A 26,393-nucleotide genomic window follows, 5' to 3' on the forward strand; every position below is an offset into this window, starting at 1 on the left:
TTCTATTCAGCGGGAGTTTTGAAGAGAATATCGTGTTTAGTGAATAAAGTTATTCTGTCTACATTTGCTCGAAAGGAAACCTGCTTTTACTAAAAAAATGAGGTTTGCCGATAATTTCTGAGGCGAAATATGACTCTGCGCATCGGCTTAAGTGATCTTTGTCTCTAAAAAAGAAACACCCATTTTTAATTATAGGGTCAGGCAGCTGGAAAAGTTCATTAAACGATAGATAGTCGATGCCACTGGGAATCGAAATTGATGAAATGAATGTGTCGATGTCGTTTGTCATCTGTCTAGTGTATGTTTCCAATACAGGTTTTTCGTTCTGTTTTATTGATTTCATTGGGTCTTTGCGGAATTCTGTAAATGGCCCTACCCATAGGGTATTTATTTCTGTTTCTTTAAATACATTATTTAAGTAATAAAAGTTATATTTTATCCTCTCTTTTGATATTTGTATTCTAATATTTTTACTAAAGTTAGATCCTTCTATTTCTTTTAAATTACTAATTAGATGTGATCCGGACTGATGAAATATTATAAGATCGATTTTATTATTGTTCGTTCGAGCAAAGTTTTTAAATGTTTCATACTGACAAGACTTGATCTTATCGTGTGGGCGGCAACCGCCTTGCACTAAACCCACTACGAACTTCCGTAGTTTCGCCTGTGCAACAATGTTGTAAAGGTTCTTCCCATGGCTGTCACCCAAAACTACGAGTGCCTTTCCGTTTTTAACTTCACAAGCTTTAAAACGATCAATAAATTGGGATGTTATACTTTCAGTCCAAAATATACAGTCGTTGTTGTCCTGCATGCTCTTGTCGAAATCGTAGTCGACTGCATCCAATATCATCGCATACGTATTTGCCAACGATTGCGGGTAGACGTGCTGCAAAAAGCCATTCGTTGCCGTACCGGCTACACCGATAATGATAAAAACAGCGGTCATTGCGGAGCAGGCAGGTACAAAAACGTTTTTGGGGATTTTATTCTTCGACCTGAACGGGGATTCGATGAATCGCCAAGTCAGATAAGACAATGGTAAGAGCGCCAAGAGCAATAAAATAATGGTCGAAACAGAAAGCTCGCCGTCGGTGTTGACTCTGGCCAAAGCTAGGACAGGCTGATGCCAAAGGTAAAGACTGTAACTCATTAATCCAACAAAGACGCAGTATCTTGATCCGAGTAGCCTTCCACTAAGATTGTCATCACCCGCGAAAAGTATCACTAGCGCAGCGCCGATAGTGGGAATTAAGGCGTGGGCCCCTGGACTCGGAGTATTGTTGTTGAAGGTCAAGACGGCGACTAAAATTAACGCAAGTCCAATAGCGGAGGCGGTGTTCCGCAACATACAAGAGGCGAAGGCGAATTTATTGTATCTTATTAAAACTGCACAACTGGCTCCTATTAACATTTGCCAAATTCGAAATGGTAGTAAGTAAAAAGCTTCGTCTTTGTATTTTAATTCTACTAATATTTCCGCTGAAGAAATACTAAAAACAAATGCGGAAACTAAAATTATTAAAGAAATCTTCTTTGGTAACTTGGTGAGGAAAAGCAAGGCAAACGGAAATAAGATGTAATATTGTTCTTCGGTGCCGAGACTCCAAGTATGCAGCAGCGGTTTAAATTCTGCAGCCGTGTCGAAATAGCCACTTTTAGAAAGGAAAAAGAAATTTGATATGAAGAGGAAAGTTGCTGTCAAGCTTTCGAAAAATTGAGTTATCTGCAGTGGGTCTAATATAAACAGGCTGGCGATTGTTGTTGCGATACAGACGCAGAAGAGAGCAGGCAGAATTCTGCGAGCGCGTCTTTCGAAAAAATCAACAATGTTAAATTTTTTTTGGCTGTGTCGCTCCAGACTAAGTAAGGTAATTAAAAAACCACTAATAACAAAAAAAACGTCTACACCTACGTATCCGCCACGTATCCAAGAAAAACCTGCGTGAAATAAGACAACCGAGACAACGGCTATCGCTCTTAGACCATCAATCTCGGCTCTGTATTGCATTCCTGATAATACCGATGCTATGAGACATTCGGCTTTCTATATATGTTATTTGCCATTTCGGGTAGTCATATCACAAATCTTATGCCGCCAAATAGACAAATTCGCTAACGACACTCTGATGTTCAATGTCTTTGCAAGACGCAAAGAGCTTAATTTTCCCAGCCTCGAATTCGTAAAATTTATGGCAAATACACATCCACGGAGATATAGAAACGACCGGCGAAAGAATTAATCCAGTATACGGAAAAATAGCGCTATTTGGGAACGAATTACAGTCATGGAAGGGTTCTGGGAGAATGCTGAAAAGCGCGTTAAATAATATATTTGTCGTCAGTTTTTACACAGCAAACACGCCGTATGAAAAGGAGGCTAAGAGCCTTAAAAAAAGTTTGAATCGATTTAATGCGCCGCACTTAGTTGAGCCTTTGCAACCGAAAGGCAGTTGGGTAGAGAACTGTGCCCTCAAGGCAAATTTCGTAAAAGATGCCAGACAGCGTTTGAAATCGGATATTTGGTGGCTCGATGCTGATGCGGAACTTTGCAAGCCGCTCACGACTTTTCCTAATGGTAAACCAGATATCGCCGCGTATGTGACGGATGGCAATAATTTTCGAAGCGGAGTAGTGTTCTTTGCTTACAATGAAACTGTAGATTTAATTGTGAATTTATGGGGGGAATATTGTGAAAAATACCCAAACGTTTTTGATCAGGTTCTTCTTAGCTTTGCTATACACAATGTGTCGTGCGTAGAAAAAGTTAGATTCGAAATTCTTCCAAGAGAATACTATAAAAAGCCTAAAATGAACCAAATGCCAAAATTGCGCCACCGCGTTTTGGAACGGTTTGGGCTTCGTGACGGTCCTGTGGTTCGCCAGAATCAAGCATCGCGTAGGTTAAAAGAACAATTTTGCGCAAATAACAACGAGATATCAATAAAAGATCTCGACGAAGAAACAAAGAAACTGCTTGCTTCCGCAGAAAAAAAGTCAATCGATGTAAAAACTGTCGTTGAAAGAGCACTTGAAGTGCGATTATCGGCTGAAACGCAACAGGTAAATAAACGGAATGCGGCTTTGTGATCATGTCCTCACAAACAAAGCCGTCAATCTCTTCGTCGAAATCCTCTCAAACCTGAACCCCCGCTCGACCAGAAAGTGGCAGACTTCCGGGAGGGTGGGTTCTTTGGCGAGGCCGCGTTCGGGGCCGCAGTCGACGCAGATGTAGTTGACACGGTCCAGGATCTTGTCTGCACCTTTGAGGATTTCGGGCTCGGCGCCTTCGCCTTCGATCTTCAATAGTTTGATCGACCGGATGTCGTTTTCTTCGCAGTAGTCGTTGAGAGTGGTCGTTTCGACCTCGACAACAGAGCCGTAGCCGGAAAATTCGATGAGGGAGGAATCGGCCGTGTCCGATTTTTCGTAGAATTTGAGTGTCGTCTTTTCGTGCCACAGGGCGCGTTGTTCGACAATGCCATCCGGGTTATTGAGCTTGCAGCAGGCGGCCTCGTCCCGGCCGGGCTCGAAGGCGATATAGCGGACGGATTTGCCTTCAAGGCGCAGCCCCAGGCCGATTTCGCCTATGTTCGCACCGCAATCGATGACCACGTCGCCGTCTGAAATCATTGCCATGTCGATGAAATAGTCGCCCAGAAGGCCTTTGGTTCTCGGCTGAACACCGTAGCGGTAGAAGCCGACTCGCTCGCTGTGAAGAAACGAGATCTCCCGGCCCTCATCGTCCAGAACGCGGAAGACCGGCTCATCTGAAACAACCTTGATGTTCCAGCGCTTCTTGCTCCGCAGCGCATTCGAGAAGGTGATATACCAATTGAAAAGCTTCACGAAGGTGTGTCGGTTCGGCTGACGGACGATGAAATTGTATAGTCTTTTTTTCTTTTTCATGTTCGCGCCTGCGTGGGTTGCCTGCCGGTGGGCAGTATCAGCTCTCGAAAAGCAGTGTGGAATAGGTCTTGCCAATGGCGCCTTCGGAAAACTGGCCTTCCAGGCGGTTTTTGCCACCTTCAACCAGTGCGCTTTCCTGATCGGACTTGTTGAGGAGCTGTTTTACCGACCCCACCAGTCCATCGACATCCCCGCACGGTGACAAGAGCCCGGTCTTGCCGTGCTCGATCAGCCAGCTTGGGCCGGGCGAGGCGGTGGCGACAACAGGCAGTCCGGCGTTCCAGCCTTCCAGGACGACGTTGCCGAGCGGTTCGTCGTCGGTCGGGCACAGCAGGATATCGGCGGATTTCAGGAAAGGCGAGGGGTCGCGTTGCCAGCCCAGGAAGTGGACGCGGTTTTCGACGCCGAGGTTGGCGGCCAGTGCCTTCATGTCGGTCATCAGCTCGCCGTCGCCGATCAGCCAGGCATGAACGCTCTCCGGCAGGCCGGCGACTGTCTGAATGGCAAGGTCGAACCGCTTGCGTTCGACGAAGCGGCCGAGGTGGATCAGCACCGTGGCATCTTCCGGGGTGTTGTAGTCCGCCCGGTTGACCGGCTTCAGATCCGCAGGCAGCGGGTCGACGAAGTTGCTGATGACGTGGGCGCGCTCCGCCGACCAGCCCATTTCGATGGCCTGGCGGATGATCTCCGGCGTGTTGCCGATCAGATCCTCGACATTGCCATAGGTGTGAAAGCCGTCCGGCCAGTCGCCGAGCCGCAGGAACGTGCGCATGTTGGGACCAGGCTTCGGCATCCACTTGCTGGCCGGGCTCATCCAGCCCATGGTGGTACGCGCGCCGAACGCCTGGATCTGGCGGGCAATGTTCCAGCGGATGACATGGCGTTTCAGGTGCGAGCGGCTGAAGGTCATCTCGCGCACATCGCAGTGTCTGGCAAGGTCGTCGCGCCAGGGTCGGTCCTTTCGGATGAAGGCGACCTGCTCCACGCCGCGTCGCGCGAGAGCACCCGCCAGGCGCACGAAGAACCGTTCCGCGCCGCCGTCGACGCCAAGGTGGATGTGGGCGAGTTTTTTTGGCGGCATTGGTGTGTCAGTGACCATCGATCACATCGTAATAGTTATGCGCCCGGCCTAGAAGCCCGCGCAGGTTGCCGGAGCCTTTCATGAGGCGGATCAGGCCATAATAGTAGAGCTTCTCGCCACGCTTCCTGGCGAAGGGCTTCAGCACGAAGCCGACGATTGTCGCCAGGAGGCCGAAGAACATGCGCCGCAGGCTTTTGGGAATGAAATGCAGCGCAGCCTTCAGCCGGCCTTCACGCAACACGATGTTGAAGGCGCCGGAGGTCGCCGCCATGTGCATGCGGCTGAGAAGACGGCCGGTGGTGACGCGCGAGGCCGGAATGTCTTCTTCGACAAAGGCATCATCCACCCAGATCATCTTGGCGCCTGCCGCATGGGTGCGGCGGAAGAAGTCGATGTCCTCGCTACCAAAGGTCAGGCGCTCGTCGAACCGCAGGCCAAGGCCAGCCCTGGCGATGATGCGGCCACTCAGCAGCACGTTGTTGGTCGGCGCTTCGGTGATGATCGAGCCGGTCGGCTGCGGCTTCAAAAGCTGCGATTTCCACCAGTGCGGGGCCGGTTTTTCATAAATCCGGCGCACGGGCCCGTTGGCGACTTCGGCCTTGAACTGCTTGCAGGCCGACAGAAGTTTCTCGATCCAGTCGGGTTCGGCGCGTTCATCGTCGTCGATCAGCGCCACCCAGTCCGGGTCGTGTTCCAGCGCGGCTTCCAGTGCCGTGTTGCGGGCAAAGGGAATGCCCTTGCGTTTTTCGTGGTGGAAGAAAACCGGCAGGGACAGTCTTTCCTTCACGTCGTCAGCGGCGGCACCTGTGAAATGCGGCACGGGATCGTTTTCCACAACGACGATCGCCATCTGCGTGTTTTCGGGCACGATCAGCTTGTCGAGGCTTTCCAGGCACGCCTGCAGCATTTTCGGCCGCTGCGCGGTGCAAACGGCAATGACCAGTTTCTGGGTCATGAAGGGGTCTCAACCATTCCACTTGGGTTGGGCAGGGTTTGGCGCATGTGCCTGCCGCTGTCAAAGGGTTTCCGGAACAGTGCCCGGAGGAAATTGACCTTTCCAGCACGTCTGCCGCACGCTAGGCTCCGGGGACAAGCCCTTGAGGGACCGTATGAAGCGGCAGTGTTCTGGGAGGAAACACATGAAGGGAATGATGATGCACCGTCCGCTGAAAATCGCGGACCTCATCACCTTTGCAGCGGATACTTATCCGGCCGGCGAGATCGTTTCCGTGAGGACGGAAGGCGATGTTCACCGCACAACCTACAAGGAAACCGCCGGCCGCATCGCCCGGCTGGGCCATGGCCTGAAGGCGCTCGGTGTCGGCGAGAGCGACCGCATCGCGACACTTGCCTGGAATGGCTATCGCCATTTCGAGCTCTACTATGCAATTTCCGGCATCGGCGCCATCTGCCACACCATCAATCCGCGTCTTTCGGCGGAACAGATGATCTATATCGTCAATCACGCCCAGGACCGGCTGCTGTTCGTTGATCTCACCTTCTTGCCGATCGTGGAAAAGCTGCGCCCGCATTTTCCGGCAGACCTTCGCGTGGTCATCATGACGGACCGCGCGCATATGCCGGAAACGACGCTGGATGGCGTGCTCTGTTACGAGGAGATCCTTGACGGGCAGCCGGATGAAATGGACTGGCCGGATTTTGACGAGGACCAGGCCGCCGGCCTTTGTTACACCTCCGGTACGACAGGCAACCCCAAGGGCACGCTCTATTCGCACCGCTCCACGGTGCTGCATGCCTACGACATGTGCGTCACCATTCCAAAGGTCCTCAAGGAAGGATCGCGCATTCTGCCCGTTGTGCCGCTGTTTCACGTCAACGCCTGGGGCCTGCCCTATGGCGCACCGCTTTCCGGCTCCAGTCTGATTTTCCCAGGCGGCGCGCTGGACGGCAAAAGCCTGTTCGACCTGATGGACCGCGAAAAGGTGTTCTCCGCCTGGGGCGTTCCGACCGTCTGGATCGGCCTCATGAACGAGATCCGCCAGCGCGGCCGCCTTCCCGATGGCTTCGGCGATATCGTCGTCGGCGGCTCGGCAGCCTCGCGCTCGCTGATCGAGGGGTTCGAGAAGCAGGGCGTCAACGTCTGCCATGCCTGGGGCATGACGGAAATGAGCCCGCTCGGCACGCAGTGCAATCTGCCTCCGTCGATGGCGGATCTGCCGTTCGACCAGCGCATCGACAGGAAACAGAGCCAGGGGCGGCGGATCTTTGGCGTCGACATGAAGATCGTCGATGATGCCGGCAATCGCCTGCCGCACGACGGCAAGACACCGGGCCATCTCTATGTCCGCGGCAACACGATCACTTCCGGCTATTATGAGAACCCGGAAGCTTCGAAACCGGTCTTCGACAAGGAAGGCTGGTTCTGCACCGGCGACATCGCCGCCATCAGCCCGGACGGATTTCTGACGATCACGGACCGGTCCAAGGACCTCATCAAATCGGGTGGTGAGTGGATCAGCTCGCTTGATCTGGAAAACATCGTCATGTCGCATCCGGGTGTTGCGAATTGTGCGGTGATTGCCGTTCCGGACGCCAAATGGGACGAACGTCCGCTGTTGATCGTGCAGGCCCGCGACGATGCACAGCCGCAAAAGGAGGAGATCCTCGGCCTGCTGGCGGAACGGGTCGCCAAATGGCAGGTGCCGGACGATGTCGTCTATGTAGATGAATTGCCGATGACCGCGACCGGCAAGGTCTCCAAGCTCACACTCAGAAAGAACTTTGCGGAAGGTGGTGCATGACGCCGGATATTCTGTTTGATCTGACCGGAAAGACAGCGCTGGTCACGGGCGGTGCCACAGGTATTGGCAAAATGGCAGCCCAGGGCCTTGTGGCTGTGGGCGCACGTGTCCTGATCGCCAGCCGCAAGGAAGCCGCCTGCCAGGCTGCGGCGGACGAGCTCAACAGGCAAGGGTATCCCGGCAAGGCTGAAGGATTTGCCGGCGACGTCTCGACCGAAGAAGGCATTGCCGAACTGACGGCAGAGGTCAACCGGCGGACGGACCGGTTGTTTATTCTGATGAACAACGCGGGCACAAGCTGGGGCCAGCCGCTTGGAGACTTTCCCTACCATGCCTGGGAACGGGTGATGCGGGTGAATGTCACCGGTCTGTTTCAGCTCACGCAAAGCCTGTTGCCGCTTCTGGAAGCGGCCGCCAACAACGCCAACCCGGCGCGGGTGGTCAATGTCGGCTCGGTGATGGGAGAGACCGCCCATGGCGACAGGGCCTACAGCTATGCCGCCTCCAAGGCGGCGGTGCACCACCTGACGCGGATCCTGGCCAAGGAATTGGCGGCAAGGCACATCACGGTGAACGCCCTGGCGCCGGGGCCGTTCGTCAGCAACATGACCGCCTTTGCAACGGCGGATGAGGATGTACGTTCTCGCGTCGGGGCGCAGGTGCCGCTCGGCCGGGTTGGTCAACCTGGCGACATCGCCGCAGCCATGCAGTATCTCTGCGGTTACGGCGGGTCTTATGTCACCGGCGCCATCCTGCCCATCAGTGGCGGCATCAATGTGGAAACAGGACCGGACCTCTTCCAGGAGGCTTATTGAGTGCGTGCTGAAACGCTGTCGCGCCGCCTTGCCGCAGGCGAGCTGGAGACGCTTGTCGGAACGGAGGTCGGCGTGTCCTCCTGGCACCTGATCGACCAGGCCCGGATAGACGCTTTTGCCGAGGTGACGCAGGACCACCAGTTCATCCATGTTGATCCTCAAAGGGCGGTGGAAACGCCTTTCGGCGGCACGATAGCGCACGGCTTTTTGACGCTGTCGCTCCTCTCCGCGATGGCTGTCGAAGCCCAGCCGAAGATCGAGGGCGCCACGATGGGCATCAATTACGGTTTCGACAAGGTGCGGTTTCTGGCGCCCGTCAAAGCGGGCAGTCGGGTGCGCGGGCGGTTTGTCCTAGCCCGCCTTTCAAGGCCGAAGCCGCAGGAGATCGATATCGTCTGGCAGTCGACGGTGGAGATCGAGGGTGGCAAACGGCCGGCGCTGGTCGCCGAATGGCTGAACAGGTTCTATCTGGAAGGAGAGGCGGACAAATCATGCTGAAGGCAAGATCCCTTCCAAAGGCGCTTCAGGGCTTGAGGCTTCCGGCTGTCGCGGCACCACTCTTCATCGTCTCCTGTCCGAAGCTGGTGATCGCCCAGTGTAAGGCCGGCATTGTCGGCAGTTTTCCGGCGCTCAACGCACGGGATGAGCCCGGTGGTCCGGTCATGCTGGAAGCCTGGTTGAAGGAGATCACCGAAGCGCTCGACCGGCACAATCAGGAAAACCCGGACCGGCCCGCAGCCCCGTTCGCGGTCAACCAGATTGTCCATCGGTCCAATGAGCGGCTGGAACGGGATGTCGAGATCTGCACGCGCTGGAAGGTGCCCATCTGGATCACCTCCATGGGGGCGCGGGTCGAGGTGAACGAGGCCGCCCATTCCTGTGGCGGCATCGCCCTCCATGATGTCATCAACAACACCTACGCCAGGAAGGCTTTCGAAAAGGGCGCCGACGGGCTGATTGCAGTTGCCGCAGGGGCAGGTGGTCACGGCGGGCCGCAGTCGCCTTTTGCGCTGGTGCGCGAGATCCGGGAATGGTTCGACGGGCCGTTGCTTCTGGGCGGGGCCATCTCCACCGGCGAAGCGCTGCTGGCGGCCCGTGTTCTTGGGGCCGATCTTGGCTATGTCGGCTCGCCCTTCGTTGCGACGGAGGAAGCAAACGCGGACCGGATCTACAAGGACATGATGGTCGCGGGCGGAGCCGAGGACGTGCTGACCTCCGCGCTCTTCACCGGGCATCCCGCCAACTACCTGAAAGGCTCCATTCGCAAGGTCGGTCTCGACCCGGATCATCTGCCGGACGAGTGGGATGTCAGCGTCATGCCGGATGACAGCCCCAAGCCAAAGGCCTGGCGGGAAATCTGGGGGGCTGGCCAGGGCATCGGCGCGATCAAGTCCGTCGGGCCGGCCGCTGCCGTGGTCGAGCGCCTGGAAACCGAATACCGCGCTGCCATCGAGCGGCTGCGCGCCGATATCTGTTAGGGGGAAGTGATGGATCTTGGAATGACCGACCGGGTGCGGCCGCTGATCGAGCAGGTGCGCCAGATGGTGGAAACCGAAATCGCCCCTCTCGACCGGGAATATCACGAGGAAGTCGGACGTCATCCGTCCGGCGACCGGTTCCGGATGACGGATCGCCAGCTTGAAATTCTAAACAGCCTCAAGGCCACAGCCAAGGAACGCGGGCTCTGGAATTTCTGGCTGACGGACAGCGAAAAGGGCTTCGGCCTCACAACCGTTGAATACGCCTATCTGGCCGAGGAAATGGGCAAGGTTGGTATTGCCGCGGAAGTCTTCAACTGCAACGCCCCTGACACCGGCAACATGGAAGTGCTGGAGCGCTACGGCACCGAGGCCCACAAGGAAAACTGGCTGAAGCCTCTGCTTCAGGGCGATATCCGCTCCGCCTACCTGATGACAGAGCCCGATGTTGCCTCGTCGGATGCCACGAACATCGCGCTGACCGCCGTGCGCGATGGTGATGGCTGGGTGCTGAATGGCGACAAGTGGTGGGCAACGGGCGCGGGAGACCCGCGCTGCGCGCTCTACATCGTCATGGCCGCAACCGACCCGGAAGCCCACAAGCACAGCCGCCATTCCATGTTCCTGGTTCCGGCGGACGCCGAAGGCATCGAGGTGCTGCGGCCGATGCATGTCTTCGGCGCTGACGATGCGCCGCACGGCCACATGCACATCCGCTTCACCAACGTGCGCGTGCCGCAGGAAGACCTGGTGCTGGGTGAAGGGCGGGGCTTCGAGGTGGCCCAGGGCCGTCTTGGTCCGGGCCGTATCCACCACTGCATGCGCGCCATCGGCCAGGCGGAAAAGGCGCTGGAACTCATGTGCAAGCGGGCCATGGGCCGGGAAGCCTTCGGCAAGAAGCTGATGGATCTGGGCGCCAATTACGACATCATTGCCAATGCGCGCATGGAAATCGAAATGGCCCGGCTCCTCTGCCTCAAGGCAGCCTGGGTGATGGACACGCAGGGCACCCGCGCCGCGCAGCCCTGGATCAGCCAGATCAAGGTTGTGGCACCGCTCACGGCCCTGAAGGTGGTCGATGAAGCCATGCAGCTGCATGGCGCCGCCGGCATCAGCCAGGACTTCCCGCTGGCCGCCATGTGGACACACCTGCGCACCCTGCGCTTTGCCGACGGCCCCGACGCCGTCCACCGCCGTCAGGTTGCGCGCACGGAGCTGCGGAAATATTCCAACGGGAAGCTGTGAGGATGGTCTTTCTCCAGCTTTCAATCGGGAGCGACTGCCACGATGCCTTACCTCCCCACCCCCTCATCCTGAGGAAGCGCGAAGCGCTGTCTCGAAGGATGGGCGGCAGACACCGGTACAAGTGGCCCATCCTTCGAGACGCCGCTGGCGCGGCTCCTCAGGATGAGGCGGGAGTAAGTGGCGCTTCAGGCTTAAGGACTGGGGAAAGCCAGGTCACCTCAGGGACATCCCCCTCATGACCCCTGGCACGGACCTCGACCTCCCGGCTCTCAGCAACTGGCTGGAGCGGACCCTTCCCGGGTTCAAGGGCCCGCTCAGGGCCGAGAAGTTCAACCGGGGCCAGTCCAACCCGACATTCCGGCTGAGCGCGGCGTCTGGTGACTATGTGCTTCGCCGCAAGCCTCCGGGGGTGTTGCTGAAGTCCGCACATGCCGTTGAGCGCGAGTTTCGGGTGCAGAAGGCGCTGGCCGGGTCAAAGGTGCCGGTCGCGCGCATGCATGTCCTGTGCGAGGACGAGGGCGTGATCGGGTCGGCGTTCTACGTCATGGATCTCGTCCGGGGCCGCAATTTTGACGATCCGCGTTTGCCGGATCTTGATCCGCAAACACGGCGCGGCATTTACGCCGAGATGAACCGCGTTCTGGCCGCCATCCATGGCATTGACCTTGAAGCCAGAAACCTCGCCGACTTCGGCCCCACCGGAAATTACTATCGCCGCCAGATCGACCGCTGGACCAAGCAGTACCGCGCGAGTGAGACCGGCCCCATTCCCGCGATGGACGCGCTCATAGCCTGGCTCGACGCCAATGTGCCCGAAGACGATGGACGGCGCACGCTGGTGCATGGCGATTATCGCATCGACAACATGCTGTTTGCGGAAGACGGTCCGGCCTGTGTCGCTGTGCTCGACTGGGAACTGTCGACCATCGGCCATCCCTTTGCGGATCTGGCCGCCCTGATCATGCAGTGGCAGCGCCCGCCCGGCACCGAAGGCCGAGGACTGGCCGGTGTCGACCGGAAGCCGCTCGGCATTCCGGAAGACCGGGAGTTCATCGACGCTTACTGTGCCCGCATGGGGCTCACAGGTATTCCGGAATTCGGCTTCTACCTGGCCTTTGCCTTCTTCCGCATGGGGGCGATCCTTCAGGGCGTCAAGAAACGCGCCCTCGACGGCAACGCCTCCAATCCCGAACTTGGCCTGAAACTGGGCGCAAGCGTGCCTGACTACGCTGCTGGCGGCTTGAAGGCGGCCCAGGAAGGCTAGACACCTCCAGCAAGCCGGAAGAGGCCCGTTGGGGGGCACCCTTCCCCTTGAGGTCACCCCGGCCGACCGTAGGGAGAGCCGGGGCCTACTCGTTTCCAGAGAGATCATGAGAAGGTTCCGGAAGAAGCCGCACCGTTGCTGACCTCTTCCACACATTTTGGAAAGACGCGAGGCGAGTGGGCTCCAGATCGTCGCTCGCGCTCCGGCCGGGGTGTCATCTTGCGTGGTGGCGTATGCTTTTCCTCATCGACACCACGCGCAGCGACTTGGGTTTTGCCCTCAATCAGCCCTTCGCATTCATCTCCGCAAAGGTTCCGCCAGTTTCGGACATCGTCCGCAGCAGGCCAGGCACTTTCCAGTAGTAGGCGTCTTCCTTGGCATACTCTTCGATCCGGCGAACCAGTTCCCCCGGACCGATGACATCTGCGGTGTGCAACGGGCCGCCGCGGAAACGCGGGAAGCCGTAGCCGTTGAGGAAGACGGCGTCGATGTCGATGGGGCGAAGGGCAATGCCTTCTTCCAGAACGCGCACGACTTCGGAAATCATCGCGGTCATGAACCGGCTGACGATTTCTTCTTCCGTGAAGCTGCGCGGTGTGACACCGGCTTTTTCCCGTTCCGCATCGATGATCGCAAGCGCTTCCGGGTTCGGCCGGGAGCCCTGGTCGTCATAGATGTAGAAGCCCTGGCCGGTCTTGCGCCCGAACCAGCCGTTCTCGCAAAGACGGTCGGCGATCGGAATATAGCGCTCCTCGGCCGGGCGGGTGGCGGCGCGGCGCTTGTTGGCGGCCCAGCTGATGTCGAGCCCGGCAAGGTCGGCCACCTGATAGGGGCCCATCGCAAAACCGAAGCCGCGCATGGCCGTATCGATTTCCTCCGGCGAGGCGCCATCCATCATCATGTAATCGGCAGTCTTCTTGTAGAAGGTCATGATGCGGTTGCCGATGAAGCCGTCACAGACGCCCGAGCGCACGGCGATCTTCTTCAGTTTTCTGGCCAGCGCGAACCCGGTCGCAACCACATCGGCGCCGGTCTTGTCAGCAACCACCACTTCCAGAAGCCGCATGACATGGGCGGGCGAGAAGAAGTGCAGACCGATGACATCCTGCGGCCGGGACGTCGTCGCGGCGATCTCGTTGATGTCGAGATAGGACGTGTTGGAGGCAAGCACGGTGCCGGGCTTGCAGACCTTGTCCAGCGTCTGGAAGATCTCGCGCTTGACGCCCATGTCCTCAAACACCGCCTCGATGACGAGATCGGCCTCGGCGAGCGCGGCAAGATCCGTCGAGGTGGTGAGTTTTGCGGCCAGAATGTCGTCGCGGGCTTCTGCGGAAAGCTTGCCGCGTTTGACGGCGCCTTCCAGGTTCCTGGTGATTGTTGCGACACCGCGGTCAAGGCCGTCCTGATCGCGTTCGGTCAGGGTGACCGGCAAGCCGACCAGCAGGATCGCGGTGGCGATGCCGGAGCCCATGGTGCCGCCGCCGATGACACCGACAGAGTTGATCTCGCGCGCGGTCGCCGTGGCTTCGGGGATCTTGGTGACGGCACGCTCGGAAAAGAAGGCGTGGATCAGGCCAGCGCGCTGCGGGCTCGCCATGCATTCCTCGTAAAGCCGGCGCTCTTCCTTCATGCCCTCGCGGATCGGCAGGTGGCAGGCCTCGACGGCGTCGACGCATTTGTGCGGCGAGAACAGCAGCGGTTGGCTCTTGGCGAGCTTGGTACGCATTGCCTTGATGGCGGCCGGGTCCGGTTCGGCGGTCAATTCGCCCGTCTTGCGGTTGGGCAGGTCACCGGCAAGCAGGTCCTTTGCAGAAGACAGCGCGATGTCGCGCGGGTCGCCTTCCACGATCCGGTCGATCAACCCGTGGGACAACGCCTCGTCCGCGGCCATCGGCTTGCCGCTGGTGATCATGTCGAGGGCTGTCGCGATCCCGGCAAGCCGCGGCGCGCGCTGGGTGCCGCCGGCACCCGGCAGAATGCCGAGCGTGACTTCCGGCAATCCCACCTTCGAACCCTTCAGCGCCACGCGTGCATGGCACGACATGGCAACTTCCAGACCACCGCCAAGGGTGGTGCCATGCAGCACACAGACGATGGGCCTGGAAGCGCTTTCGATGAAATTGCACAGTTCCGGCAGCCACGGATCAAGCGGCGGCTTGCCGAACTCGCGGATGTCGGCGCCGGCAATGAAGGTGCGACCCTTGGCATAAAGCGCGATCACTTCAACGCCATCCGTCTGCTGCAGCGTGTCCACGGCCTGCCACAGTCCGGAGCGGATGGCATGGGAGGCGGCATTGACCGGCGGATTGTCGAGGGCGATGAGGCCGACAGAGCCGTTGATCTCGATTGAGACGACGTCGTTGATACCGGTTTCGCCGGCAAGCGGTTCCGTAGGCATGAATATCTCCCTTGGCGCCAGAACGGCGCAAAATTTTGGGCCGGATTGTCAGGTCCGGGCAGAGCTTGTCAAGGTGACCGAAGAGGGCAAGTGACGCGTTCAGTCCTTCGGCGGTGCTTTCGGGGTGAAAGCGCAGCGATCAGGCTTCAGGTCGATAAGCGGGGTGCCGTCGAGGCAGTCAAGTCCGCGCACGACCAGGGTCGAGCCGTCAACCGAGACCAGTTTCGCCACAACGGTGCCGATGGGGTTCGGCCGCACGGGCGAACGCAGGGCAAAGGTGCCGAAAGTCTTTTCGCTATGCGCCGGGTTCTGGACGACCAGGTCCCGCCTGGCCTTGTCGAGCCAATAGAGCAGTTCAACCCGGTCGTATTGCTCAAGCCCTTGCAATGCCGGCACCCAGGGGTCGAAGATCTCGATCCGGCATTCCGGGCCGTCCACGCTGCCCTGACGCGGGCAGTCCTTGCGCTCCTTGAAGGGCGTGTGGATCCTGCCGATGAAAAAGAGCCTGGCATCGTCCGGTTCGGGTATCGCAACCGAGACTTCATGCGGGCGGATATCGCTCATCGTGTCTTTCCTGAATGAGTGCCTGAATGAGAACCTGAATGCGCTCCGGACCGCTATGAGATGGTGCGGATCAGGCGGATAGCCAGCGGACGTCGCCGTGACCTTCAAGGTCGTACCCGCCGAGTGCTGCAGCCTTGTCCTGAAACTCCTGTGTTCGTGCGAACGCGAACAGCGTTTGAACAGGCGGAGTGAAATAGGAGCGGCGATCGATCAGAAGATCGAAGCATTCCTCGGCCAGCGGCACGAACCTCAGTTTGAATGGCTTTGCTGCGGTTTCGATGCCGAGAGCAGCTTCCGCCTCGCCGGCGGCGACAGCCGATGCCGCATCGTTTTCCGTGTGGGCAGTGGCAGGGCCGATGGTCAGATCGGCTTCGCTCAGGCCGGCCTCGGCAAGCAGTCTGGAAAACAGCAGGGCCGTGCCCGTGCCTGGTTGCCGCAGGGCAACCCGTTTGCCTTTCAGGTCGGCAACGGAGCGGATGGTCGTCGCGGCCTCGCGGGAAACCAGCAGACCGCGTTTGCGGGTCGCCCAGCCGACCAGAACAGCCTCCTTCAGGTTCAGGCGGCTAACCGACTCGACATTCCAGCCGATTTCTTCAGGCAGATGCAGCCCGGCAAGCGCTGCGTCACCGGTGGCAAAGCGGCTCAAGCCGTCCGCGCTGCCGTTGCACAGCATGGCCAGCCCGCAGCCGGAGGCATGGACCGCCCAGTCCAGCAAGGGATCGTGGGAACCCGCCAGAACGCCGGGGCGTTCGGCGGCGGTAGCGGCAGCCGGTCCCTCGATCCAGGAACGGAGTTCGGCTGCGGGAAAAAGCAGCTTTCCCGTGATTCGCCGATGCGGAATCTCGTTGGCGGCGGCAAGGTCGTAAACCTTGCGCTCCTTGACCCTCAAAAGGTCGGCCACTTCCTTGGTGGTCAGAAACTGAAGTTGCTGAGTGCCGGTGTCTTGCAAAGCGTCGCCCATGGTTGAATAACAGGACTTTACCGGAGGACCTTCCGGAGAGACAAGACTGTCCGGACAGTCTTTAACTTGATGGTTTGACGGATAAGCGAAACCGTACCGCCCGGTCCGGTTATTTCTGACCTGAATTTTTAAAAAGAAGAATAAATTTCCTCAAAGTTCGAAAACAGGAAATCTTTTATTTTTATCTTTCCCCTGATGCGAGAGGAATTGTCTCACCTCGCGTGAGTTGCTAATGAAGCTTTAATGAAGGCAAAATGCCTCGTTCTAAGAAGCGGCAAAGGCTTCCGGGGGTAACAAAAAAGAACATGGATTACTTTCTGCAACAGCTGATCAATGGTGTGACGCTCGGGTCGATCTACGGCCTGATCGCCATTGGCTACACGATGGTCTACGGCATCATCGGCATGATCAACTTCGCTCATGGTGACATCTTCATGGTCGGCGCATTTATCGCGCTGATCTTCATCGTCGCTTTCGGCATCACGGCAGGCTTGCCGGTGGCCCTCCTCATACTGGCGCTTATCGGTGTTCTGGTCATTTCGATGGCTCTGACTGCAGCCTGGGGTTGGACGGTCGAGCGGATCGCCTACCGCCCGCTGCGCGGGTCTTTCCGTCTGGCACCGCTGATCACGGCGATCGGTGCATCCATCACGCTCCAGAACTTCGTGCAGATCTCGCAAGGCGCGCGCAACAAGCCCCTGCAACCTTTGATCTCCGGCGGCTTTACGTTGAGCGACGGCGGCCCGGACGGGTCCGGTTTCATCGTGCAGCTTTCCTACTCGCAGATCCTGATCATCGTCGTGACCGTGGTGCTGATGGTCGGTTTCACCTTCCTGATCAACAAGACCTCTCTCGGCCGTGCGCAGCGTGCCTGCGAACAGGATCGCAAGATGGCGTCTCTGGTTGGTGTCAACGTCGACCGGACGATCTCGCTGACCTTCGTCATGGGCGCGGGTCTGGCCTCCGTCGCCGGCCTCATGTTCCTGCTCTACTATGGCGTGATCGATTTCTACATCGGCTTCCTCGCCGGGGTGAAAGCCTTCACCGCAGCGGTTCTGGGCGGTATCGGCTCACTGCCGGGTGCTATGCTCGGCGGGCTGCTGATCGGTCTTATCGAGACGTTCTGGTCGGGCTATTTCTCAGTCGAATACAAGGACGTTGCCGCCTTCTCGATCCTGGCGATCGTGCTGATCTTCATGCCTGAAGGTCTGCTCGGCAAGCCGGAAGTGGAGAAGGTCTGATCCATGTCCGCAAAATCTGAGAACCTCTTCATGGTGTCGCTCAAGGATGCGGCGGCTGGGGGCGCGGTAGCGCTTGCCCTGTTCGGCGTTCTGATCGGCATGAAGGCCGAGGTCGCAAGCGGCCTCGGCGGCCAGCTCGGCATCGAATACCGCTGGGCGGCAGTTGCCATTGCGGTTGCCATCGTCTTCGGCGGACGCCTGCTGCTGAACCTGTTCGTCTGGAAGACCGACAAACCGGTCACCGCGACGGCCAAAGGCTTCCTGCCGAGCGCCAAACCTCTGGCAAAACTCGGCAAATACGCGATGCCGGTGTTCCTGATCCTGGCCGTGGTGCTGCCGTTCCTGCTGATGTCGGCCTATGGCTCGCGCGGGTCCCGCCAGTATCTGGACCTTGCCATTCTTGTGACCACCTACGTGATGCTAGGCTGGGGGCTCAACATCGTGGTCGGGCTCGCAGGGCTGCTGGATCTGGGCTACGTCGCCTTCTATGCGGTCGGTGCCTATTCCTACGCGCTGCTGGCCCAGTATTTCGGCTTCTCCTTCTGGATCTGCCTGCCGCTCGCCGGCATCCTGGCCGCCTTCTGGGGCATTATCCTGGGGTTCCCGGTTCTGCGTCTGAGGGGCGACTATCTTGCCATCGTGACGCTGGCCTTCGGGGAAATCATCCGGGTGGTTCTGCTGAACTGGTACGATTTCACCGGTGGTCCGGACGGTATCTCCGGCATTCCGCGGCCGAGCTTCTTCGGTATCGAGTTCGAGCGTGGCCCGGGCGGCTTCGCCGATACCTTCGGTCTGGAATACAATTCCATTCACCGGATCATCTTCCTTTACTACCTGATCCTGATCATGGCTCTGGTCACCAACTTCGTGACCATGCGCCTGCGCAAGCTTCCGGTCGGACGGGCCTGGGAGGCCCTGCGCGAGGATGAGATCGCCTGCCGTTCGCTCGGCATCAACACCACCCACACCAAACTGACCGCCTTTGCGCTCGGTGCCATGTTCGGCGGTTTCGCGGGCTCGTTCTTTGCCACCCGGCAAGGCTTCATCTCGCCGGAAAGCTTCACCTTCATCGAGTCCGCGGTCATTCTGGCCATCGTGGTTCTGGGTGGTCTCGGCAGCCAGATCGGCGTCGTCATCGCCGCGGTGGTGATGATCGGCGGTTTTGAATTCTTCCGCGGACTGGAGGAATACCGCATGCTGGTGTTCGGGCTTCTGATGGTCGTCATCATGGTCTGGAAACCGCGCGGCCTCATCTCCACCCGCATGCCGTCGATCACCCTCAGCGGCAAGAAGGCCAAGGGCATCAGTGCCGACCTCGTGCAGGAGGGCCACGGATGAGCTCCTGGGAGACAAACCCCGTCCTGACGATCGAGCATCTGACCATGCGCTTCGGCGGCCTGGTCGCCATTGACGATCTGTCCTTCAATGTCGGGCGCGGCGACATCACCGCCCTGATCGGCCCGAACGGCGCCGGCAAGACCACCGTCTTCAACTGCGTCACCGGCTTCTACAAGCCGACAGAGGGCCGGGTCGTGATGCACCGGACCAACGGCGAGCATTACCTGCTCGAGCGCATGGCTGACTTCCAGATCTCGGCGAAAGCCAAGGTCGCCCGCACGTTCCAGAACATCCGCCTGTTCGGCGGCATGACCCTTCTGGAGAACCTGATGGTCGCGCAGCACAATCCGCTGATGCTGGCATCGGGCTATTCGCTGGCAGGTATCTTCGGCCTGGCGACGTTCCGCAAGGCAGAGCGTCAGGCGGTCGAGAAGGCACGCTACTGGCTGGAAAAGACGGCGCTCATCGACCGGGCGGATGCCCCGGCGGCGGATCTGCCTTATGGCGACCAGCGTCGTCTGGAGATTGCCCGCGCCATGTGTTCGGGACCTGAACTCCTGTGCCTTGACGAACCGGCCGCCGGTCTGAACCCCAAGGAAAGTGGCGAGTTGAACACGCTCCTGCAGTACATCCGCAAGGAGCACGGAACCTCTATCCTGCTGATTGAACACGACATGAGCGTTGTGATGGAAATTTCGGATCACGTCGTGGTTCTGGATTATGGCGAGAAGATCTCCGACGGCACCGCAGCCGAGGTGAAGGACGATCCGAAGGTGATCGCCGCCTATCTGGGCGTTCCGGATGAAGAAGTCGACGCGGTGGAAGAGGAGGTCGGAATATGACTGCCTCCAACCATCTTCTTGAAGTCAGAAACGTCGAGACCCATTACGGCAAGATCATCGCGCTGCGGGGTGTCGACCTGACCGTCGACCGGGGCGAGATCGTCTCGCTGATCGGCGCCAACGGGGCCGGCAAGTCGACGTTGATGATGACCATCTGCGGCACGCCGCAGGCAAGCTCCGGCCAGGTCATCTACGACGGCGAAGACATCACCCGCATGCCCACCCACCTGATCATGCGCAAGTCGATTGCCCAGTCTCCGGAAGGGCGGCGGATCTTTCCGCGCATGAGCGTGATGGAAAACCTGATCATGGGCGCCGAAATGGCCGGCAACCACGACCTGGAAGCCGGTCTGCAGCGCGCATTCGACCTGTTTCCGCGCCTGAAAGAGCGTCGGAACCAGCGTGGCGGCACGCTTTCGGGCGGCGAACAGCAGATGCTGGCAATCGCCCGGGCGCTGATGTCCAATCCGCGTCTCCTGCTTCTGGACGAGCCGTCTCTCGGTCTGGCACCGCTGATCGTGAAACAGATCTTCGACGCGATCCGGGATCTCAACCAGAGCGACGGCCTCACCGTTTTCCTGGTGGAACAGAACGCCTATCATGCGCTGAAACTGGCGCACCGGGCCTATGTGATGGTGAACGGCAAGATCACCATGTCGGGAACCGGCAAGGAACTGCTTGCCCGCGAGGATGTGCAGGCAGCCTACCTCGAAGGCGGAAGACACTAGGAGCGCGCTATGGGTATTCTTTATCAGACCGGTTTTGGCGTGTTTCTTGTCCTGCTGTGCGGCCTCGGCGGCGGTGCGGCCTGGATGACGGGACGGGCCTGCGCCAACACCTGGCGGCCGCTTTACGTGCTGTTCTGGTTCGTGTTCCTGCTGAGCCTGGCGATCAGGTTCCTGACCTTCGCCCTGTTCGACGGAACGCTGCTGTCAGTGCACTATCTGGTTGTAGACTACGTCATTCTGCTTGCATTCGGGTTGGCAGGATGGCGCTATACACGGACCAGCCAGATGACGACACAGTATGTGTGGCTTTACGAAAAGACGAGTCCCTTCAGTTGGCGGTTGAAGACCGGCCAGACGGACAAATACGCCAAGGGCTGAGAATTCCGGAGGTGCATTTTCCGCACCGATGGGGAACCGGCAGGGAATGGACGAAAAACAACAAAAATCGTCTGTGGCCCGGCCAAAACGGAAGCACGGGCTTCCAATCCAAGTGGTCCAGATAACTGGAACCAGGGGAGTTGATGATGAAAAAGTATCTTTTGGCTAGCGTTGCTGCGATTGCCGGTGTGGCTATGTCCACTGCCGCTTTTGCAGACATCGTGATTGCAACTGCAGGTCCGATGACCGGCCAGTACGCTTCCTTCGGCGCACAGATGAAAGCCGGTGCCGAGCAGGCCGTGGCGGACATCAACGCAGCAGGCGGCGTCAATGGCGAGCAGCTCGTGCTGGAAGTGGGCGACGACGCCTGCGACCCGAAACAGGCTGTTGCCGTTGCCAACCAGATGGTCGGCAAGGGCGTGGTCTTCATGGCCGGTCACTTCTGCTCGGGCTCTTCCATCCCGGCATCCGCCGTCTACGCGGAAGAAGGCATCGTCCAGATTTCTCCGGCTTCCACCAACCCGAAGTTCACCGACGAGCGTCCGGGCCCGGGCACTTTCCGCGTCTGCGGCCGTGACGACCAGCAGGGTCAGGTTGCCGGCACCTATCTGGCAGAGGAATTCGGCGACAAGAACATCGCCATCGTTCACGACAAGACTGCCTACGGCAAAGGCCTCGCCGATGCGACCAAGGAAGTCATGAACGCGGCCGGCAAGACCGAAGCCCTCTACGAAGCCTATACGGCCGGTGAAAAGGACTACACCGCGCTGGTTTCCAAGCTGAAGTCGGAAAACATCGACGTTCTCTATGTCGGCGGTTATCACACCGAAGCCGGCCTGATGAAGCGTCAGATGGTCGACCAGGGCATGAGCACAATCCTCGTTTCCGGCGATGCGCTCGTGACCGACGAATACTGGTCCATCACCGGCCCGGCCGGCGAAGGCACCCTGATGACCTTCTCTCCGGATCCGCGCAAGAACCCGGAAGCTGCTCCGGTCGTGAAGGCGCTTGAAGACGCCGGCAAGACCGCTGAAGGCTATGCGCTCTACACCTATGCCGCCATCCAGGCATGGGCAGCGGCTGCATCTGCTGCCGGTTCCACCGAGTATGACGACGTTGTCGGCGCTCTGAACGACGGCGACTTCAAGACCGTTCTCGGCGATCTGTCCTTCGACGACAAGGGTGACGTTACCCTGCCGGGCTACGTCTGGTACGAGTGGAAAGACGGCAAGTACGACTATAAATAAGCCATAGTCGCTGCAAGTTTGGTGCTTTGCACAAGACCCCGTCCGGCCTTTGCCGGGCGGGGTTTTTTGTTGCCGGCAGACCGCCCGCGGTCTTTTGGCGACCCTCCCGGTGAATGACGCAGTCAGAGCATTTCATGACGTTCTACGGCAAATGGTGCAAGTTAGCTTGGGCGAAACTCTTCTAGAGGCACAACAAAGAACATTGCTGTGTAGTAAAGATTGCCAAACCCGGAGGAAGAAATTCCTTTCTTCGGGCGGTTCTTCTTGAGTAAAAGTACCGGCTCCATACCGCGCTGCAAAATATTAAGTCGGTGCCTGACTAAAAAATATCCAATTTTTTTTCATAAGCCCTTCCCAAATGGCAGTAATTTTGTTTTTCTATGCGCGTTCGCACATATCGATAGCTCTTTGGGGACGGAGGTTACCTGAGGGTTATTGGGCGTGCGTCTAATAATAATGATAGAAGCTGACTTGGGGACACAATGGCGAACACACGGGGCGCTGCTGTTAAGTATGACAGCGTTCAAAAGAGCTATGACGGGGAAACCCTGGTCGTAAAGAACCTCAATCTCGATATCCCGCCGGGCGAATTTCTGACCATGCTCGGTCCGTCCGGTTCCGGCAAAACCACCTGCCTCATGATGCTGGCCGGTTTCGAACCGGCAACGCACGGCGAAATCTATCTGAACGACCGCCCGATCAACAACGTGCCTCCGCACAAGCGCGGCATTGGCATGGTCTTTCAGAACTACGCCCTGTTTCCGCACATGACGGTGGCCGAGAACCTCGCCTTTCCGCTTCAGGTCCGTGGTGTCGGCAAGGCCGAACAGCAGGACAAGGTCAAGCGGGCGCTTGAGATGGTCGAACTCGGCGCGTTCGGCAACCGCCGCCCGGCCCAGTTGTCCGGTGGTCAGCAGCAGCGCGTTGCCGTGGCGCGCGCTCTGGTGTTCGATCCGGAGCTGGTGCTGATGGATGAGCCGCTTGGCGCTCTCGACAAGCAGCTTCGCGAGCAGATGCAATACGAGATCAAGCACATCCACGAGAACCTGGGTGTGACAGTGGTCTATGTGACCCACGATCAGACCGAAGCGCTGACCATGTCGGACCGGGTGGCGGTGTTCAACGACGGTGTCATCCAGCAGCTGTCGACGCCAGACGATCTCTACGAGGATCCGCAGAATTCCTTCGTTGCCCAGTTCATCGGGGAAAACAACAAGCTGAACGGCAAGGTCGTCGAGATCAACGGTTCGGAGTGCCTTGTTGAAATCGATGACGGCACGAAGCTCAAGGCCGACAAGGTCAACGTGGCCGCCGTCGGCGACAGGACGACCCTGTCCCTGCGGCCCGAGCGGGTGGAATTCGATACCGTCGACACAATGGACAATCTGGTCAATGGCCGGATCGAGGAGCTCATCTATCTCGGTGACCATATCCGCGTTCGCATGAACGTGGGCGGCAACGACGAGTTCATCGTCAAGGTTCGAAACCGCGGAGAAAAGCGCAAGCTTGCCGTCGGCGAGACAGTCCGGGTGGGCTGGGCGCTGAACGACTGCAAGGCGCTTGATGCGGTTGTCTGAAATCGCCCGGCGGCCGGTCCACGGCCGCCAGCGACTAAAACGGAAAAATCCGTTAAATCCTAAAAGAGGGAGCTAACTCACATGAAGCTCAAAACTGTAATTCTCGCAGGCACCGCTCTGGCATTTGCCGGCAGCACAGCCATGGCGAAGGACATGACCATCGTTTCCTGGGGCGGTGCCTATCAGGCCTCCCAGAAAGCCGCCTACGCAGATCCCTATGTTGCAGAAAACCCGGACATCAACGTGATCTGGGACGAGTCTTCGAACGAGGCTGTCGCCAAGCTGCGCGCCATGAACGAAGCCGGCAACATCACGTGGGATCTGGTTGACGTGGTCGCCTCCGACGCCATCCGTCTGTGCGACGAAGGTCTGGCTCTGGAAATCGATCCGGACACCGACCTTGCAGACGCTCCGGACGGCACCAAGGCTTCGGAAGACTTCGGCGACCTTCTGGTCTCCGAGTGCTTCATTCCGCAGATCGTCTACTCCACCACCTTCGGCTACCGTTCCGACGTGGCAGAATGGAACGGCAAGGAGCCGGACGACATCTGTGATGTGTTCGATCTGGAAACATTCCCGGGCAAGCGCTCGCTGGAAAAGCGCCCGATCAACAACATGGAATGGGCCCTTCTGTGCGACGGCGTGCCGAAGGAAGAAGTCTACAACGTTCTTGAGACCGAAGAAGGTCAGGATCGTGCTTTCAAGAAGCTCGACTCCATCAAGGACAACGTCGTGTGGTGGTCTGCCGGTGCGGAAACCCCGCAGCTTCTGGCTGACAAGGAAGTCGTGATCGGCTCCACCTACAACGGCCGTCTGTTCTCTCTCATCGAAGAGCAGGATCAGCCGGTGAAGATGCTGTGGGACGCTCAGGTGTTCGACCTTGACGGCTGGATCATCCCGGCCGGTCTGCCGGAAGACCGCCTCGCCATGGTGAAGGACTTCGTCAAATACGCCACCGACACCCAGCGTCTGGCGGATCAGGCGAAATACATCTCCTACGGCCCGGCGCGTAAGTCTTCGGCTCCGCTGGTTGGCAAGCACGCTGACCTCGGCATCGAAATGGCTCCGCACATGCCGACCGACCCGAACAACGCCAAGAACACCTTCCTCTATAACTACGAGTGGTGGGCGGATTACCGGGACGACATCGACGCCAAGTTCCAGGCGTGGCTGGCACAGTAATCAACGGATGCTGTCCGCGTTCGGATGAACGCGGACAGAAGAAAAACCGGTCCGGGTGGGGCTTGCTCCACCCGGATCTCCCAACGGATTTGCGGAAGACTGTTTCATGAGCGATACCCACGCGGGCGAGGTTCTGACGACGCAAGACGGCAAGCCGCTAAAGGTGGCCCTTGCCAAGGCGCTGCGCCGCGAGAAGCTGCGCGCCCTGGCGCTGATTGCGCCCCTGCTGATTTTTGTCCTGCTCACCTTCGTAGCCCCGATCGTGGACATGCTGTTCCGCTCGGTCGAAAACGGGATCGTGGAAGAGACACTTCCCAAGACCGTTGTTGCCCTTCAGGAGTGGGATCCGACCTCCGGCACCGTGCCCGATGAAGCTGTCTTCGTTGCGCTTTACGACGACATGGCCGTCGCGGTGGAGGAAAAGACCCACACCCGCCTCGGCTCCCGCCTCAATTACGAGGCATCCGGTATCTCCAGCCTGTTCCGCAAGACGGGTCGCGGCATCAAGCGCATGGACGAAGCCGGCCCCTTCAAGGAACAATTCATCGATCTCGACAAGGACTGGGGAACTGTCGAGACCTGGCAGGTGCTCAAACGGTTCTCGCCGCGCTATACGCCCGGTTACTTCCTGAATGCCTTCGATGCGCAGCAAACTGCGAATGGCATCGAACTGAAGCCGGAAGACGAACGGATCTACATGTATCTGTTCGGCCGCACGCTGTTCCTGTCCGTCGCGATTACCGTGTCCTGCCTGCTTCTCGGTTATCCGATCGCGTATCTGCTGTCGGCCCTGCCGCTGCGCTCGTCCAACCTGCTGATGATCCTGGTGCTGCTGCCCTTCTGGACATCGCTTCTGGTACGCACATCCGCGTGGAAGGTGCTGTTGCAGCAACAGGGGGTGATCAACGATTTCCTGGTCTGGACAGGGATCATCAGCGACGCCGGACGTCTGGTGATGATCAACAACCAGACCGGCACGATCATCGCCATGACGCACATCCTGCTGCCGTTCATGATCCTGCCGCTCTACTCGGTCATGAAAACCATTTCGCCGTCCTATGTCCGCGCCGCCAAGAGCCTTGGCGCCAATGACTGGACCGCGTTCTGGCGGGTGTATTTCCCGCAGACCATCCCTGGCATCGGTGCAGGTGCCGTGCTCGTCTTCATTCTGTCGATCGGCTACTACATCACACCGGAACTTGTGGGCGGAACATCGGGCATCTTCATTTCCAACCGGATTGCCTACCACATCTCGTCGTCGCTCAACTGGGGTCTGGGTGCGGCTCTCGGCACGCTGCTGCTCGTTGCGGTTCTGGTGCTGTTTGTTGTCTACGACAAGATCGTCGGCATCGATAACGTGAAACTCGGATAGGTGACGGC

General features: G+C 58.5%; 23 protein-coding genes. 16 read left to right on the forward strand and 7 right to left on the reverse strand.

Translation table 11 applies throughout. The annotated features are described in order from the left end of the window. Positions 1-58 precede the first annotated feature (58 nt). On the reverse strand, positions 59-2,014 hold the full coding sequence (locus tag SIAM614_RS30565; RefSeq protein WP_006935249.1) for an acyltransferase family protein: 1,956 nt from the start codon (positions 2,012-2,014) through the stop codon (positions 59-61). 296 nt (positions 2,015-2,310) lie between these two features. Here SIAM614_RS30565 and SIAM614_RS13295 point away from each other — a divergent pair, with 296 nt between their 5' ends. Next, entirely contained in the window at positions 2,311-3,093 is a 783-nt protein-coding gene (locus SIAM614_RS13295) for a hypothetical protein (protein ID WP_006935251.1), read from the forward strand. Here SIAM614_RS13295 and SIAM614_RS13300 read toward each other — a convergent pair whose 3' ends face one another. Genes SIAM614_RS13300 through SIAM614_RS13310 form a run of 3 tightly spaced genes read right to left on the reverse strand, consistent with a single transcriptional unit; the run spans position 3,094 to position 5,948 of the window. After that, positions 3,094-3,912, reverse strand: a complete 819-nt coding sequence (locus tag SIAM614_RS13300; protein ID WP_006935253.1) for an FkbM family methyltransferase — start codon at positions 3,910-3,912, stop codon at positions 3,094-3,096. Between the two features lie 37 nt (positions 3,913-3,949). Further along, entirely contained in the window at positions 3,950-4,993 is a 1,044-nt protein-coding gene (locus SIAM614_RS13305; RefSeq protein WP_006935255.1) for a glycosyltransferase, read from the reverse strand. Positions 4,994-5,000: 7 nt separating this feature from the next. After that, entirely contained in the window at positions 5,001-5,948 is a 948-nt protein-coding gene (locus tag SIAM614_RS13310) for a glycosyltransferase family 2 protein (protein WP_006935257.1), read from the reverse strand. A gap of 184 nt (positions 5,949-6,132) precedes the next feature. On the opposite strand from SIAM614_RS13310, the gene SIAM614_RS13315 reads away from it, so the two are divergent. The 6 genes from SIAM614_RS13315 to SIAM614_RS13340 all read left to right on the forward strand — a co-directional run bounded on the left by SIAM614_RS13315 (position 6,133) and on the right by SIAM614_RS13340 (position 12,557). Further along, entirely contained in the window at positions 6,133-7,755 is a 1,623-nt protein-coding gene (locus SIAM614_RS13315; RefSeq protein WP_006935259.1) for a long-chain fatty acid--CoA ligase, read from the forward strand. Next, a complete protein-coding gene (locus tag SIAM614_RS13320) occupies positions 7,752-8,570 on the forward strand; it encodes an SDR family oxidoreductase (RefSeq protein WP_006935260.1) in 819 nt (272 codons plus the stop codon). The genes SIAM614_RS13315 and SIAM614_RS13320 overlap by 4 nt, the downstream gene beginning before the upstream one ends. Then, positions 8,571-9,068, forward strand: coding sequence for a MaoC family dehydratase (locus tag SIAM614_RS13325; RefSeq protein WP_006935261.1), 498 nt, complete (start codon positions 8,571-8,573; stop codon positions 9,066-9,068). Beyond that, positions 9,062-10,048: an NAD(P)H-dependent flavin oxidoreductase gene (locus tag SIAM614_RS13330; RefSeq protein ID WP_006935262.1), complete on the forward strand. Its 987-nt coding sequence runs from the start codon at positions 9,062-9,064 to the stop codon at positions 10,046-10,048. Before SIAM614_RS13325 ends, SIAM614_RS13330 begins: the two co-directional genes overlap by 7 nt. 9 nt (positions 10,049-10,057) lie before the next feature. After that, entirely contained in the window at positions 10,058-11,293 is a 1,236-nt protein-coding gene (locus tag SIAM614_RS13335) for an acyl-CoA dehydrogenase family protein (protein WP_006935263.1), read from the forward strand. 235 nt (positions 11,294-11,528) lie between these two features. Beyond that, positions 11,529-12,557, forward strand: a complete 1,029-nt coding sequence (locus tag SIAM614_RS13340; protein WP_006935264.1) for a phosphotransferase family protein — start codon at positions 11,529-11,531, stop codon at positions 12,555-12,557. Positions 12,558-12,840: 283 nt separating this feature from the next. Here SIAM614_RS13340 and SIAM614_RS13345 read toward each other — a convergent pair whose 3' ends face one another. The 3 genes from SIAM614_RS13345 to SIAM614_RS13355 all read right to left on the reverse strand — a co-directional run bounded on the left by SIAM614_RS13345 (position 12,841) and on the right by SIAM614_RS13355 (position 16,480). Then, entirely contained in the window at positions 12,841-14,955 is a 2,115-nt protein-coding gene (locus SIAM614_RS13345) for a 3-hydroxyacyl-CoA dehydrogenase NAD-binding domain-containing protein (RefSeq protein WP_006935265.1), read from the reverse strand. A gap of 99 nt (positions 14,956-15,054) precedes the next feature. Next, positions 15,055-15,519, reverse strand: coding sequence for a tRNA (N6-threonylcarbamoyladenosine(37)-N6)-methyltransferase TrmO (tsaA, locus tag SIAM614_RS13350; RefSeq protein ID WP_006935267.1), 465 nt, complete (start codon positions 15,517-15,519; stop codon positions 15,055-15,057). A 70-nt stretch (positions 15,520-15,589) separates the two neighbouring features. Continuing rightward, positions 15,590-16,480: a helix-turn-helix transcriptional regulator gene (locus SIAM614_RS13355; protein ID WP_006935268.1), complete on the reverse strand. Its 891-nt coding sequence runs from the start codon at positions 16,478-16,480 to the stop codon at positions 15,590-15,592. A gap of 305 nt (positions 16,481-16,785) precedes the next feature. Here SIAM614_RS13355 and SIAM614_RS13360 point away from each other — a divergent pair, with 305 nt between their 5' ends. The 9 genes from SIAM614_RS13360 (at position 16,786) to SIAM614_RS13400 (ending at position 26,385) form a co-directional block, all read left to right on the forward strand. Continuing rightward, positions 16,786-17,721 carry an ABC transporter permease subunit gene (locus SIAM614_RS13360; protein ID WP_006935269.1) on the forward strand — a complete coding sequence of 312 codons (936 nt, stop codon included), beginning with the start codon at positions 16,786-16,788 and terminating at the stop codon, positions 17,719-17,721. A gap of 3 nt (positions 17,722-17,724) precedes the next feature. After that, a complete protein-coding gene (gene livM / locus SIAM614_RS13365) occupies positions 17,725-19,059 on the forward strand; it encodes a high-affinity branched-chain amino acid ABC transporter permease LivM (RefSeq protein WP_006935270.1) in 1,335 nt (444 codons plus the stop codon). Continuing rightward, on the forward strand, positions 19,056-19,901 hold the full coding sequence (locus SIAM614_RS13370; RefSeq protein ID WP_006935271.1) for an ABC transporter ATP-binding protein: 846 nt from the start codon (positions 19,056-19,058) through the stop codon (positions 19,899-19,901). Before livM ends, SIAM614_RS13370 begins: the two co-directional genes overlap by 4 nt. After that, positions 19,898-20,629, forward strand: a complete 732-nt coding sequence (locus SIAM614_RS13375) for an ABC transporter ATP-binding protein (protein WP_006935273.1) — start codon at positions 19,898-19,900, stop codon at positions 20,627-20,629. Before SIAM614_RS13370 ends, SIAM614_RS13375 begins: the two co-directional genes overlap by 4 nt. 9 nt (positions 20,630-20,638) lie before the next feature. Continuing rightward, on the forward strand, positions 20,639-21,007 hold the full coding sequence (locus tag SIAM614_RS13380; RefSeq protein WP_006935274.1) for a DUF6867 family protein: 369 nt from the start codon (positions 20,639-20,641) through the stop codon (positions 21,005-21,007). Positions 21,008-21,153: 146 nt separating this feature from the next. Continuing rightward, positions 21,154-22,254 (forward strand): branched-chain amino acid ABC transporter substrate-binding protein, encoded by a 1,101-nt coding sequence (locus tag SIAM614_RS13385; RefSeq protein WP_040440246.1) that lies wholly within the window; start codon positions 21,154-21,156, stop codon positions 22,252-22,254. Positions 22,255-22,736: 482 nt separating this feature from the next. After that, the gene (locus SIAM614_RS13390; RefSeq protein ID WP_006935276.1) at positions 22,737-23,831 is read left to right on the forward strand and encodes an ABC transporter ATP-binding protein; all 1,095 of its coding nucleotides are present in this window, start codon (positions 22,737-22,739) and stop codon (positions 23,829-23,831) included. 81 nt (positions 23,832-23,912) lie between these two features. Then, positions 23,913-25,013, forward strand: coding sequence for an extracellular solute-binding protein (locus SIAM614_RS13395; RefSeq protein ID WP_006935279.1), 1,101 nt, complete (start codon positions 23,913-23,915; stop codon positions 25,011-25,013). A 106-nt stretch (positions 25,014-25,119) separates the two neighbouring features. Next, the gene (locus SIAM614_RS13400; protein ID WP_006935280.1) at positions 25,120-26,385 is read left to right on the forward strand and encodes an ABC transporter permease; all 1,266 of its coding nucleotides are present in this window, start codon (positions 25,120-25,122) and stop codon (positions 26,383-26,385) included. Positions 26,386-26,393 lie beyond the last annotated feature (8 nt).

It is taken from the genome of Roseibium aggregatum IAM 12614 (genome assembly GCF_000168975.1).
GTDB lineage: Bacteria > Pseudomonadota > Alphaproteobacteria > Rhizobiales > Stappiaceae > Roseibium > Roseibium aggregatum.